Raw genomic sequence first — 12,193 nt, 5'->3', positions numbered from 1 at the left:
CGGTCAGAGCTCCAGCTGCGCCAGCCAGGCATCGAGTTCCCGGGGACGGCGGAACATGATTGTAGCCGGCATCCGGGGGTCCGCTTCCAGCCCCCGCATCACCTGCCGCTTCCGCGTGAAGGACCGGAAATGCCACCGGAGGATCGAGTCTTGGGTGAAGAGCCGGGCCATAGTTTCCTCATTACCGTTGCAGACAGGTTCCCGGGTCAACGCCCGCCGCAGCGTGCGGCGAACCAGCCGGGCCAGCGAAAGCCAGCGTGGATAGTCGAGACAGACAATGAGCTCCGCGCGCGACAGCACAACGTCCCGCCAGGCACCATAGGCGCTGTCCAGCACCCAGCGGTCCTGGGCTGCAAGCGAGGCTGCGATGCCACGCTGCTCCTCGACGGTGCGCTGCTGCCAGCCGGGCAGCCAGCCGATGTCGTCATCTGCCGAAAACCCGGGCAACCCCCTGGACTGGGCGTAGGCGCGGGCGGCGGTCGACTTCCCGCTGCCGGTCACTCCATAGAAGAGGACGCGGGAGGGCGCCGCCGGGGTTGGTTCACGGCCGGCGGGAGGCTCGATGGCCCAAGGCGGTCCGAGCTGTTTATGGTGGAGCGCAGCAGTTTCCGTGGCAACGCTCCGGTTGCCGTCAGGGTCGGTAAATTCATAGGAGTATGTTTCCGTGGCACCGGTGGGCCGGTAGCCAAGGCCTTTGTAGAGCTTCCGTCCCGCAGTGTTGCCAGGTTCGACGCCGAGGACGATCGCACTGTGTCCGGCCAGCCTGGCTTGCTCTTCCAGCCAGCGGCACAGCGCACCGCCGATCCCTGCTCCCCTGCTGCCGGGATACACAAAGAGATGCTTGAGTTCGGGGACGGGCCCGGCACGGAAATCCAGCACCGCCCCGCCGTGCGGGGTGCCCCCGGTCCACGCCGTGGCATAGAGGAGCTCCCCCGCCGTCTGGCGCACCAGGAAGCCCTCGGCGATCTTTGCACCCGGGGGCTCGTGCAGGCACAGGGCGGGAAGATCGTCCGCCGTGCACTTTCGGATGTTCACGGATATGTTCATGGTTTGTCCCCTGGACGTGGCCAACGCAAGGGCCCGGGCGCCCGTTACGCATCGGCGCTACGCTAGCACCTCCGGCCCGTGGCCGGGGGACGGCTGCGTGCGGCACTGTTCCGGTGCCAGTGTCCACAGTCCTTGCCGGAAGTCCCGTTCCCGACTCCGTGGTTCTGGCGCTGGTGCTGGCGCTGGTGCTGGCTCTGGCGCTGGTGCTGGTGGGACTGGCCAGCGCGGCCTCCGGCGCCGCGGCCATCTGCTCCGTCCAGGACATCCTGGTGGATCCGGCGTTCCGGAAAGCAGGTGCCGGCCGCGCGCTGCTCCAGGCGGTGAAGAAACGCTGCGAGCACCTCCGGCAGCTGGTATTGATCACCGACAACCAATCCGGACAGCGTGCTTTTTGTGAGAGCCTCGGCTTCACCGAGGGTCCGGATATTCGTCCCGAACCGGCACGGGTCTTTGCGCAGTTCAGATAATCCCTGATTTGCCCGCAGAGCGCGCACGGTCCCCTGGGTTCACTCAAGGCGAAAATAGCTGTTCCGTCGTGGCACCTGACGTGGGTCCAGGTGCGCCGGGGGGATGAACCACGGGATGCCGGCGCGGACCTGAATGGTCCATTCTTCCTTGTGGATGACGTGGTGGTGGTGTGAGCAGAGCAAAGCGCCTTGCTCCGTTCCGGTCGTTCCGCCGCGGGACCAGTACTCGATGTGGTGGGCCTCGCACCACGGCGCGGGGATGGTGCACTGGGGGAACGCGCATCCCCGGTCCCGTGCGGTGAGGGCTTTGCGGATGTGGGGCGGGAAGACCCGTGACGCCCGGCCGATGTCCAGGATGCGGCCGGTGCCACCGAGCACGATTGGAATGATGTCGCCATCGCAGGCGATCTTGCGCGCCGTCTCGGCCGTGACCGGGCCGGTGAACATCAGGGTTCCCGCGCCGGATCCCGGCCCGCGTGACTGCGGGTTGGCGCCGCCGAGCCGCTCGAGGAGGTCCCGGTAGTCGATGGTGACCATAACCTGCGGGCGCAGGCCACCGGAAGCGGGCAGTTCTCCGGCCGCGAGGGCCACCTTACAGGCGCCGACCAGGCCATCGAGCAGCCGTTGCGGACGGGTGCGCTGATCCAGCCGCCCGGCAGCGGCCACCTCCCCAGCAGCCGGGTGGTCCACGGCACCGCGGGCGTCGGCATTGGCGCCGGCGTCGGCCCGGGCGTCAGGACCGGCGCTTTCGGCCGTGCCGGCGGTGGGGTCGGTGCGGTTCGTGGCAGAGCATGTCCGTGGGTTGGTGGCTGTGTTCATGACCGTGAGCAGGTGCTCGAATTGGTCGGCGGTGGCGAAGATTTCCAGGTGCTGCAGTCCACGGTGGGACCGGCGGATGAACGCGCCTTGGCGTTGGCGCAGTTCCTGCTCGCTGGGTTCGGCACCGTCCTGGTCCAGGGCGTCCGTCCAGCGCTTCGCGATCCGGGTCAGGAAATCCTGGTCGTTCTCCACAGCCGTACGGGTCAGGGCATGCTCCATCCGGACAACGTCACCGGGCGCGGCCACGTGCCCGACCCGGTGGAGGGACAGGCTAACCAGGGTCGCCGCCCGCGAGGCGATGTCCCCGGCTGTGAGGACAGCCGCAAGTTCCTCCCACGCGGCCGGCAGGGGCTGCCCTGACAAGCCGGTACCCGGCAGAACATCCGAAGCCAGGGCAAGCCGGCGTCGCGCCTCCGCCGCGGTGATCCGCAGCCTGGCCCGCAGGAACTCGGTGGTGTTCCGGTACCCGTCATCGACCCAGCCCTGCGCACGGTCCGCGCCAAACTGCACGCTCCAACCGGAATCGGGCCCGGCGACCCAGTCCGCCGGCACCGTCACAGGCACCGTCGCAGGCACCGTCGCAGTCGTGGCCGGAGTCGCGTCGGCGTGCCAGCCGGTCAACCAGCTGGCAGGGGCACCGGAACCAAGCTTCGCAGCCGCGTTGCTGGCTGCCGCCGCCCGGTTTCGGGTCCGGTCAACCGCCGCTGCGGCCACAAGTTGCAGATAGTCGACCATGCGGGATAATTCCTCGACCCGCCCGGCAAAGTCCGAGGCTTCTGTCACTCCGAACATCGCTGCAACAGACAGTGCCGTCCCGTTTGAAGAACGCAGCAGTGCAAGCGCCCCATCCAGAGCACAGTCCACGTCATCGGCTGCGTGTGGTCCAGCCGGCAACCGGAGAATTCCCAGGAGTATTCCGGAGCCAGGCCGTGTGGCCTGTAGCGGAATGAAATCTTCACTGGCTTTCATAGCCAAATTCTTCCTCGATGCTTTGACATTCTGGGCCGCGACTTTTGTGGATCTCCTAACGAAAATTCGAGTGTGGAGAAGCTGTAGTCACCAGGTCCCAGTGAGCGATCCGCTGCTCCGGCCGCCCGGGGGCCTACCTCCAATGATTCCCGATTCCAGCTCTGGTGGCCCTCGTTGATCCCCCTATGTGGATAACTGAAGTGTTGGGCCCGGAGTTTCCGTCGGCGACCCTCGCGGGAGGAAACGGGCCCGGCGCCTGGTTGCAACAGAGGGTTAGGCGGCCCGTTCACTGGTGCCGGATGGCCGTCAACGGCAAGCTGTCGCGACGAAGATTGGAAACCGACCGCTGCTGACCGACGGATCCCGCCGTGCCCCCCCGGCGTGCAGCCCGCCTGATCTTTCTTCCCGCCGTGCCCCCCGGCGTGCAGCCTGCCTGATCTGTCTTCCCGCGGGGTCACACTTCGGCGGGTACGGGCACGGTCCGTGGGAAACTGAGGGCATGGACAGCCCTGTCGCCCCGACATCGAGCCCGGCCAGCCCCCAAACCGGGCGGCCCGGCGAAGCACGCTCCACTGAGCTCCCCTTCGAACTGCGCCGGCCCCTCGGGCCCCGCGATCCGGGTGACGCGTGGGTTGAAGGCGACAGCGGACGGTTCTGGGGGCGGTTTGGCTCGGCCGGGCTGCTGGTCCACGACCCCGCCAAGGGCGTCCTGCTCCAGCACCGCGCCTTGTGGAGCGACAAGGGCGGCACCTGGGGTCTCCCCGGCGGGGCCTTGCACCAGGGCGAAGAAGCAGTCCAAGGCGCACTGCGGGAGGCCCAAGAGGAAGCCGCCGTTCCGACGCAAAACGTGCGGGTGCTGTTCACTTCGGTGTTCGACGTCGGCTATTGGAGCTACACGACAGTCGCCGTCGAAGTTGTGGAAGCGTTCGAACCGGTGATCAGTGATCCCGAAAGCCTGGAGCTGCAGTGGGTGCCGCTCGAGCGCGTAGGCGAGAAGGAATTGCATCCTGGCTTCGGCGCCGCGTGGCCGGCCCTGTGCAGCCGGCTGGTGGGCCAGGACCCCGGCCCCGGAATGCCCAGCTAGGACGCTCGGGCCGGCTTCGGCGCCGGACGGCGGCGGTACAGCCAGATCAGGCCAAGGATCGGCAACAACAACGGGATAAACGCATAGCCGCGGCCAAACAGCGACCAGACGGTCTCATGGGGGAAATTGACCGAGTCGAACACGCTGAGGGCCCCGACCACAATCACACCCAACAGTTCCACGAGCACCGCCGCCACGGAAACCTTGAACCAGGTGCGGCCGGCTTTTGCGAGCGACACGGTTGCTACGAGATAAACGACTGCGGCGAATGCGGACAGCAGGTAGGCCAGCGGAGCTTCGGAAAACTTGGTGAGGATCTGGTATCCCGCCCGGGCCGTCGCCGAAATGGCAAACACCGCGTAGACAGCGATCAGCAGCCGCCCGGGCCCGGTATTGCGGGTATCCCGTGCGCTGCCGGACGCCGTGGGGTCCGGCGTCGTTCCGATGTCCTGCTGCGATCGTTTCGCCGTCACGTTTTTGCCTCTTCCACGTCAGTACCAAATCTGATTCATACGGGCCGCCATCACCAGGGCCGTGACTCCGACGGCGGCCAGCACAAAGTTGCTCCAGCGGGTCCGTTCCAGGATGGCCCAGTAGACGGCGCCGACCGGCAGCAGGAGCGCTGTCAACAAATAGCCCCAAAATTCCCAGGGCTCCCCCGCGATCTGTTCCCCGCCCGCGACCCGGATTATCGACCCGACCAGATAGACCACCAAGGACAGTTCGACGGCGGCCACCGAGAGGATCGTCGTATCGTTCGGCGCCTTTTTGAGGATGCCGGCGATCAGGCAGGCGACGCTGGAGACCAGCCCAACCACCAAAATGATGTAGAAATACGCGTCCACTACTGCCCGTCCTGCTGGACCGGCGACGGCTTCTTCGGCGGATGCTTTTCATTGTCCGGTGCAAAGACCAGCACCGGCTTGGCGTAGCTTCCCTTATCCGCCAGCAGGGCCACGAGAGTGCCGTCCGGGCCGAACGCCGCGGCAGGGTTCTCCGGTGTGGCCGCCTCGGAAGTGCCGGCCTTCACACCTGAGGCGATGCGGCGACCGAAGGAAAGCTCGGTGGTTTCCTCGTCGCTGAGCTCTCGGTTGGGCATAAGGGCCCGCGCGGCCTGGGACATTTCGAGCACGTCCAACTGCTCGGCAAGCTGTTCGAGGGTGCGTGCCTGGTCCAGCGTGTAGGGGCCCACCTGGGTCCGGCGCAGCGCCGTCAGGTGCCCGCCGACCTCAAGAGCCTCCCCAAGGTCACGGGCCAGCGCCCGGATGTAGGTACCTGATGAGCATTCCACAGTCACGTCTACGTCCAGCGCCTCGCCGTCGGACTCCGCCGCTGGCTCCCCCGTGCGAACCCGACGCATCCCGTGGACCTCGAAGCGGTGGATGGTGACCGGCCGGGCGGCCAGGTTGACCTCTTCGCCGGAGCGGACCCGTGCATACGCACGCTCGCCGTTGACTTTGATGGCGCTGACGCTGCTGGGAACCTGATTGATCTCGCCGGTCAATGCGGCGATGCCGGCCCGGACTGCTTCCTCGGTCACCGCGGCGGCACTGCGGGTGGCCGTCACCTCGCCCTCGGCGTCATCGGTGAGGGTGGATTCGCCGAGGCGGATGGTCGCCGTATAGGTCTTCGACGTGCCCACGATGTACGTGAGCAGCCGGGTCGCCTTGTTGATGCCGACCACCAGAACGCCAGTCGCCATGGGATCCAGGGTCCCGGCGTGGCCCACCTTTCGGGTACCGGCGAGTCGCCGCATCCGTCCAACCACATCGTGGCTGGTCCAGCCTTGCGGCTTGTCCACTATTACCAGTCCAGAAAGCACGCTTCCCAGTATATCTGCGCCGGGGCTGCCCCCGGCGCAGGAAGCTGCGGCAGCTAGGATGGCAGACATGCCCGAGCTAGCCGCCCACGTCCGCGACGTCCCCATCAACCAGATCCGCGAAATCACCGAAGCCGCTTGGGGAACTCCCGGCGCCATTGTGCTGAGCATCGGCGAACCTGGTTTTGCCGTCCCCCGCCATATCCTTGAGGCCGGGATGGCCTGCCTCGACCGCGACGAAACCAACTACACGCCCAACGCCGGCATCCCGGCCCTACGCGAGGCGTTCGCAGCCCGGTTCCGGGAGCACAACGCGACACCGCTCGGAGCGGAGCGCGTGTACGTCGTCGACGGCGCCCAGCAGGGCCTGCACTTCGCGATGAGCCTGCTGCTCTCGCCGGGCGACGAAATCCTGATCCCCAATCCCGGCTACCCGACCTTCGCGATGACGTCCAGCCTGCTGCACGCCGTCCCGGTGCAGTACCCGCTGTACCCCGGCCACGACTTCCAGCCCCGGATCGCGGACATCGAGGAGCTTATTACACCGCGGACGAAGGTGCTGATCCTCAATTCACCCTCCAACCCGCTGGGCGCCGTCCTGGGCGAAGAGCTCACCCGGGACCTGGTGGCGTTGGCCGTCCGGCATGATCTCTGGATCATCTCCGACGAATGCTACGAAGCGTTCACCTATGACGTCCCGCATGTGAGCCCTGCCCGGTTCGACAGCGACGTCCCCGGGCAAGCCCGTGTGTTCACTTCGCTCACGCTCTCCAAGACCTATGGCCTGACCGGGCTCCGGATCGGAGCGTTGATCTGCCCGCCGGGCCTGGAACAGAAAATGAACAACGTGATGGAGGCGATTGTTTCCTGCGTGGCCGCTCCCTCGCAGTACGCCGCCCTGGCGGCGCTCACCGGCCCGCAGGAGTACGTAAGCCACGCCCGTGCGCACTACCGGGCCAACCGGGATGCTGCCGGCACGGTGTTGGAGTCCAAGGGCATTCCGTTCCTCACGGCGCAAGGCGCGTTCTACCTTTGGGCCGATGTGTCCCATGTCAGTGGTGGCGATGTCCGGAGCTGGGTCCGGCGCTTCCTGGCCGATTCCGGTGTGGCCTTCGCCCCCGGCACCGCGTTCGGTTCGATCGGCGAGGGTTGGATCCGGATTGCGCTCTGCAGCAGCCAGGCCGAGCTGGTGGAAGGCCTCAACCGGCTCCCGACCCGGTCCAGCTGACATTCGGTTGCCGGCACCGTAGGTTGTAGGGTCGCTGTGCCCTACCGCGGCTGTGCCGCAGCGCCTAGCCTGAACGCAACGCGGGCATTTCGCGCCGGTCCCGGGACGTGCGGTCCGGGACGACGGTTCGGTCAAGGAGTAAACATGTGGTGGCAGGACCTGCTATGGGGTATTTGGAACGGCGTCACGGCATGGGTAGTGCTGATCGTCCATGTCTTTGGGCAGTGGAGCGAATTCCCCTTCTACAACACGGCTCGCGCCGGTAACTGGTACGACGTCGGCTTCCTCCTGGGCATGGGCTCGCCCCTCCTGGGTGGCCTGGGAGTCCGCGGCCGGCGCCGCTGAAGGGGCGCCACTGAGCCGGCGCCACTGAACGGGCATCACCGAACGGGCACCGGCAGGTACCGCCTTCGGCTATGGGTGACCCGCCGCCATCGCGTCGTCGAGCCATTGGCGCAGGGCTGCTGCGGGCGGCGCCCCGGTCTGGCGGGCCACTACTTTCCCGTCCCTGATCAGCAGCATGGTGGGGATCGACTGGATCTCAAAGCGCCGCGAGAGTGCCGGCGCCGAGTCGACGTCAACCTTAACGAGTTTGACCCCGCCGGCCCGTTCCTGGGCCAGCTTGTCCAGCACGGGGCTGACCATACGGCACGGTCCGCACCATGCTGCCCAGAAGTCGATGAGGGCCGGCGTCGAGGACTGCTCGGCGATGAGCGCGAAGTCCGCGTCCCCTGCGGCGACAATCCAGGGCAGGTCCTTGCGGCAATTTCCGCAGCGCGGGTGCCCGGCGGCCGATGCCGGAATCCTGTTGGTCTTCCCGCAGTGGGGACACGGGATCAGGCTGGAGCCCACGGCCCACCTCTTTCTTCAGTCCCCGCAGTCATGGTTCCATCGGACGCCACCGCCGGCAGCGGGCCTAGAGTCCAAAGTCCTCCCGGCCATGGCAAAAGCTCAAAAGAATGGCCGGCCCCAACCGGGGCCGGCCATCCTCTTGCAGCGCTGCATTGTTGCTGGACTATTTGCCGCTGTCCTCGTCGACGTCGCCTTCGGCGATGAGGTCAAGTTCCTCTTCGTCGAAGTCGTCCTCGTCGAGTTCGATATCCTGCGGAGTATGACTCTTGTACGGGTCGGCGTCGCCGGCGTGCTTCGCGCTGGCGGCGAGAGCCGCCACCTCGGCATCACGCTTTTTTGCGGCCCGCAGCAGTTCCTCCAGGTTGGAAGCATTGACCGGAATCTGGTCCGCCACGAATTCGAGCGTAGGGGTCAACCGGACAGTGACGTTCCGGCCGACTTCCTGCCGCAGCACGCCCTTGGCCTTCTCAAGACCCTTGGCAGCCTCGGCCTGGACCAGCTCGTCGCCGAACACGGTGTAGTAGATCGTGGCATGCTGAAGATCATTGGTCACCCGCGCATCGGTGACAGTGACGCCTTCCAGCCGGGGATCCTTCACCCTCCGGCCCAGTGCCTCGGCAACAACAACCTTAATCCGCTGCGCCAACTTGGCAGCCCGTGCGGGATCAGCCATTTCCACTCCTAAAAATTTGGATGTACGACGGCGCCGGGGCAACTTGCGTACACACGTTGGGTTTATTGCCACGCGCCTAAGGCGAGTCTACGACGGACTCCCGTTGGATTCTTTCCGGCGGCCTGGGTGGCATCCAAGGTGGCAGCCGAGGGACCCGATGCGAGCTTGCGAGCATTGGGAAGGCTGACGCCGCTGCCGGAGCCGGGCGGTTTGCGATCGAAGATCGAAAACTGCCCGGCGAAGGGGCGGGGCCGCCGGAAAGAATCCAACGGCCCCGCACCTTTCATACACCGGACTTCAGACTAGACGCGCGGCTTTTCGCGCATCTCGAAGGTCTCGATGATGTCACCTTCGGTGATGTCGTTGAACGAGCCAAGACCGATACCACACTCGAAGTCCGTGCGGACCTCGGTGGCGTCGTCCTTGAAGCGCTTGAGCGTCTCAACGGCAAGGTTGTTGCCGATGATCTTGCCGTCGCGCGTGACCCGGGCCTTGGCGTTGCGTCGGATAACACCCGAGCGAACGATCGAGCCTGCAATGTTGCCGAACTTGGAGGAACGGAACACTTCGCGGACCTCGGCGGTACCAAGCTGGACCTCTTCGTACTCCGGCTTGAGCATGCCCTTGAGGGCTGCCTCAATGTCATCAATTGCTGCGTAGATAACGGAGTAGAAGCGCATGTCCACGCCTTCGCGGTCTGCCAGTTCGGCAACACGCTCGGCGGGCTTGACGTTGAAGCCGATGATAACGGCGCTGTCGACGGTAGCCAGGTTGACGTCGTTCTGCGTGATCGCACCGACACCGCGGTGGATAACGCGAAGCTGGACACCCTCGCCGACGTCGATCTTGAGCAGTGCGTCTTCGAGGGCTTCCACGGCACCGGACACATCACCCTTGAGGATGAGGTTGAGGGTGTCGATCTTGCCGTCGGCGACGGCCTGGTCGAAGTCTTCCAGGCTGATGCGCTTGCGGCGCTTGGCCAGGGCCGCGTTGCGGTCCGCAGCTTCACGCTTCTCGGCGATCTGGCGGGCGGTGCGCTCGTCAGCGGTCACAAAGAAGGTGTCACCGGCGCGCGGGACGTTGGACAGACCCAGCACCTGCACGGGGCGGGACGGGCCGGCCTCGGTCAGTGCACTGCCATCATCGTCGAACATCGCACGGACGCGGCCGTGGGCCGTGCCTGCCACGATGGTGTCGCCGATGTGCAGGGTACCGGACTGAACCAGGACGGTAGCAACCGCGCCGCGGCCCTTGTCCAGGTTGGCTTCAATCGCAATACCGCGGGCGTCCTTGTTCGGGTTGGCGCGCATGTCCAGGGCTGCGTCTGCGGTCAGCAGGACAGCCTCGAGCAGTTCGTCGATGTTCAGGTTCTGGCGGGCAGAGACCTCCACGAACATGGTGTCGCCACCGTATTCTTCCGGAACCAGCCCGTACTCGGTCAGCTGGCCGCGGACCTTTTCCGGGTTGGCGCCTTCCTTGTCGATCTTGTTCACGGCCACAACGATCGGCACGTTGGCCGCCTGGGCGTGGTTGAGGGCCTCAACGGTCTGCGGCATCACGCCGTCGTCCGCTGCTACAACCAGGATCGCGATGTCGGTCACCTTCGCACCACGGGCACGCATGGCGGTGAACGCCTCGTGGCCCGGAGTATCGATGAAGGTGATCTTGCGATCGGTACCCTCATGCTCGTGGGTGACCTGGTAGGCACCGATGTGCTGCGTGATACCGCCGTGCTCGCCCGCCATAACGTCGGACTTGCGGATGGCATCGAGCAGGCGGGTCTTACCGTGGTCAACGTGACCCATGACGGTGACAACCGGAGGACGTGCCTCGAGTTCCTCGTCGCCTTCGGCTTCCAGCTCGGCATCGAAGTCGATGTCGAAGCCGGAGAGCAGGTCGCGCTCCTCGTCCTCCGGGGACACAACCTGGAGCTTGTAGCCAAGCTCCTCGCCCAGCAGGGCGAAGGTCTCTTCATCCAGCGACTGCGTGGCCGTAGCCATTTCGCCGAGGTGGAAGAGGACGGTCACCAGCGCTGCGGGGTTCGCCTCGATCTTGTCGGCGAAGTCCGTGATGGACGAGCCACGGCGAAGCCGGACTACCGTGTTGCCGTCGCCGCGGGGCACACTAACGCCACCCAGCGACGGAGCACTCATCTGCTCGAGTTCCTGGCGCTTGGCACGCTTCGACTTGCGCTGCTTGCCACGGCCTGCGCCGCCCTTACCGAAAGCACCCTGGGTGCCACCGCGACCGCGGCCACCCTTGCCGAAGCCACCGCCGGCCGGAGCGCCGCCACCGGCACCGGGAGCACCGGTACCGGGAGCCCCACCCGGACGGCCCGGGCCGCGGGCTCCGCCGCCCGGACGGCCTGCGCCAGCGGGTGCGGGACGTTCGGTGCGGTTGGGCATCATGCCCGGAGTGGGTCGGTTTCCGCCGGCCCCGCCCGGACGTCCGGCGCCTGCTGCGCCGGCCGGACGAGGAGCACCCGGGCGTGCACCCGGGGCGCCGCCGGTGCGGGGAGCACCCGGACGGGGACCACCAGCGCCTGCTGCGGGACGGGGGCCGCCGGGGCGTTCGCCCTCGGTGCGGTTCCCGCCCGGACGCGGCATGCCCTGGGAAGGAGCGAACGGGTTGTTACCCGGACGCGAGGGGCGTTCGTTGTCTCCGCCGCGGCCCCGGGGCATGCCCTGGGAGGTAGCAAAGGGGTTGTTGCCGGGGCGGGGGCCGCCCGGGCGAGGTGCCGAGCCGCCCTGGCGTGCCGGAGCAGCCGGGGTTTCAGCCTTGGGTGCCGGACGCGCGCCGGGCTTGGCGCCCGTGGCGGGCGCGGCCGGAGCACTCGGAGCCTGAGCAGCCGGTGCCGCTGGAGCCGCCGGCGCAGCGGCCGGAGCCGCCTGGGGGGCACTGGGTGCCGGAGCAGCTGCGGCCGGAGCCGGAGCTTCAGTCTTTGTGGTGTCCGCAGCCTTCGGGGCAGCCGGGCCCGGCGCAGGCGCCGGAACGGTTGCGGCGGGGCTGGCGGGCGCCTTGGGTGTGGACGCGGGTGCTTCGGACTTGGCTGCCGATGCTGCGTCGGGGAACGCGTTGCGGAGTTTCCTCACAACGGGGGCCTCAATGGTGGAAGAGGCCGAGCGAACGAATTCGCCCAGTTCCTGCAGTTTGGTTACTGCATCTTTGGAAGTAATACCGAGCTCTTTAGCAAGCTCATGTACGCGGACCTTGGCCACATTTCTCCTGTCTCGGT

General features: G+C 66.7%; 12 protein-coding genes. 4 read left to right on the top strand and 8 right to left on the bottom strand.

The features are described 5' to 3' along the window. Positions 1 to 3: 3 nt before the first annotated feature. Entirely contained in the window at positions 4 to 1,047 is a 1,044-nt protein-coding gene (locus QMG72_RS05635) for a GNAT family N-acetyltransferase (RefSeq protein WP_283479950.1), read from the bottom strand. Between the two features lie 119 nt (positions 1,048 to 1,166). On the opposite strand from QMG72_RS05635, the gene QMG72_RS05630 reads away from it, so the two are divergent. Beyond that, positions 1,167 to 1,514 carry a GNAT family N-acetyltransferase gene (locus QMG72_RS05630; protein ID WP_283479949.1) on the top strand — a complete coding sequence of 116 codons (348 nt, stop codon included), beginning with the start codon at positions 1,167 to 1,169 and terminating at the stop codon, positions 1,512 to 1,514. Between the two features lie 39 nt (positions 1,515 to 1,553). On the opposite strand, the gene QMG72_RS05625 is transcribed toward QMG72_RS05630, so the two are convergent. Next, complete coding sequence (locus tag QMG72_RS05625; RefSeq protein WP_283479948.1) at positions 1,554 to 3,116, bottom strand: HNH endonuclease signature motif containing protein; 1,563 nt, start codon at positions 3,114 to 3,116, stop codon at positions 1,554 to 1,556. A gap of 685 nt (positions 3,117 to 3,801) precedes the next feature. On the opposite strand from QMG72_RS05625, the gene QMG72_RS05620 reads away from it, so the two are divergent. After that, positions 3,802 to 4,386, top strand: coding sequence for an NUDIX domain-containing protein (locus QMG72_RS05620; protein ID WP_283479947.1), 585 nt, complete (start codon positions 3,802 to 3,804; stop codon positions 4,384 to 4,386). On the opposite strand, the gene QMG72_RS05615 is transcribed toward QMG72_RS05620, so the two are convergent. From QMG72_RS05615 to truB, 3 genes are read right to left on the bottom strand one after another with little or no spacing between them, the layout of a single operon-like run. Next, positions 4,383 to 4,832, bottom strand: coding sequence for a hypothetical protein (locus QMG72_RS05615; protein ID WP_283480001.1), 450 nt, complete (start codon positions 4,830 to 4,832; stop codon positions 4,383 to 4,385). The genes QMG72_RS05620 and QMG72_RS05615 overlap by 4 nt on opposite strands. 45 nt (positions 4,833 to 4,877) lie before the next feature. Further along, positions 4,878 to 5,231, bottom strand: a complete 354-nt coding sequence (locus tag QMG72_RS05610) for a hypothetical protein (protein WP_253033243.1) — start codon at positions 5,229 to 5,231, stop codon at positions 4,878 to 4,880. Beyond that, the gene (truB, locus tag QMG72_RS05605; protein ID WP_283479946.1) at positions 5,231 to 6,208 is read right to left on the bottom strand and encodes a tRNA pseudouridine(55) synthase TruB; all 978 of its coding nucleotides are present in this window, start codon (positions 6,206 to 6,208) and stop codon (positions 5,231 to 5,233) included. The genes QMG72_RS05610 and truB overlap by 1 nt, the downstream gene beginning before the upstream one ends. Before the next feature lie 67 nt (positions 6,209 to 6,275). Here truB and QMG72_RS05600 point away from each other — a divergent pair, with 67 nt between their 5' ends. Next, positions 6,276 to 7,433, top strand: coding sequence for a pyridoxal phosphate-dependent aminotransferase (locus QMG72_RS05600; protein WP_283479945.1), 1,158 nt, complete (start codon positions 6,276 to 6,278; stop codon positions 7,431 to 7,433). A 144-nt stretch (positions 7,434 to 7,577) separates the two neighbouring features. Beyond that, on the top strand, positions 7,578 to 7,778 hold the full coding sequence (locus QMG72_RS05595) for a hypothetical protein (RefSeq protein WP_253033246.1): 201 nt from the start codon (positions 7,578 to 7,580) through the stop codon (positions 7,776 to 7,778). Between the two features lie 69 nt (positions 7,779 to 7,847). Here the strand turns inward: QMG72_RS05595 and trxA are convergent, their stop codons facing one another. From trxA to infB, 3 genes are all read right to left on the bottom strand, one after another. Next, positions 7,848 to 8,285: a thioredoxin gene (trxA, locus tag QMG72_RS05590; RefSeq protein WP_283479944.1), complete on the bottom strand. Its 438-nt coding sequence runs from the start codon at positions 8,283 to 8,285 to the stop codon at positions 7,848 to 7,850. A gap of 163 nt (positions 8,286 to 8,448) precedes the next feature. Next, positions 8,449 to 8,958 (bottom strand): 30S ribosome-binding factor RbfA, encoded by a 510-nt coding sequence (gene rbfA, locus QMG72_RS05585; RefSeq protein ID WP_283479943.1) that lies wholly within the window; start codon positions 8,956 to 8,958, stop codon positions 8,449 to 8,451. Between the two features lie 302 nt (positions 8,959 to 9,260). Then, the gene (infB, locus tag QMG72_RS05580) at positions 9,261 to 12,176 is read right to left on the bottom strand and encodes a translation initiation factor IF-2 (RefSeq protein ID WP_283479942.1); all 2,916 of its coding nucleotides are present in this window, start codon (positions 12,174 to 12,176) and stop codon (positions 9,261 to 9,263) included. Between the last annotated feature and the right edge of the window lie 17 nt (positions 12,177 to 12,193).

It is taken from the genome of Pseudarthrobacter sp. PH31-O2 (assembly GCF_030063265.1).
Taxonomy (GTDB): domain Bacteria; phylum Actinomycetota; class Actinomycetes; order Actinomycetales; family Micrococcaceae; genus Arthrobacter.
The sequence above is the reverse complement of the archived record's forward strand: the minus strand, read 5'-3'. Positions and strand labels throughout refer to the sequence as shown.

Bases quoted from the DNA above. Each gene is read 5' to 3' on its own strand.
- QMG72_RS05635 (WP_283479950.1), bottom strand. From the start codon at position 1,047: ATGAACATATCCGTGAACATCCGAAAGTGCACGGCGGACGATCTTCCC.
- QMG72_RS05620 (WP_283479947.1), top strand. From the start codon at position 3,802: ATGGACAGCCCTGTCGCCCCGACATCGAGCCCGGCCAGCCCCCAAACC.
- QMG72_RS05600 (WP_283479945.1), top strand. From the start codon at position 6,276: ATGCCCGAGCTAGCCGCCCACGTCCGCGACGTCCCCATCAACCAGATC.
- QMG72_RS05595 (WP_253033246.1), top strand. From the start codon at position 7,578: ATGTGGTGGCAGGACCTGCTATGGGGTATTTGGAACGGCGTCACGGCA.
- rbfA (WP_283479943.1), bottom strand. From the start codon at position 8,958: ATGGCTGATCCCGCACGGGCTGCCAAGTTGGCGCAGCGGATTAAGGTT.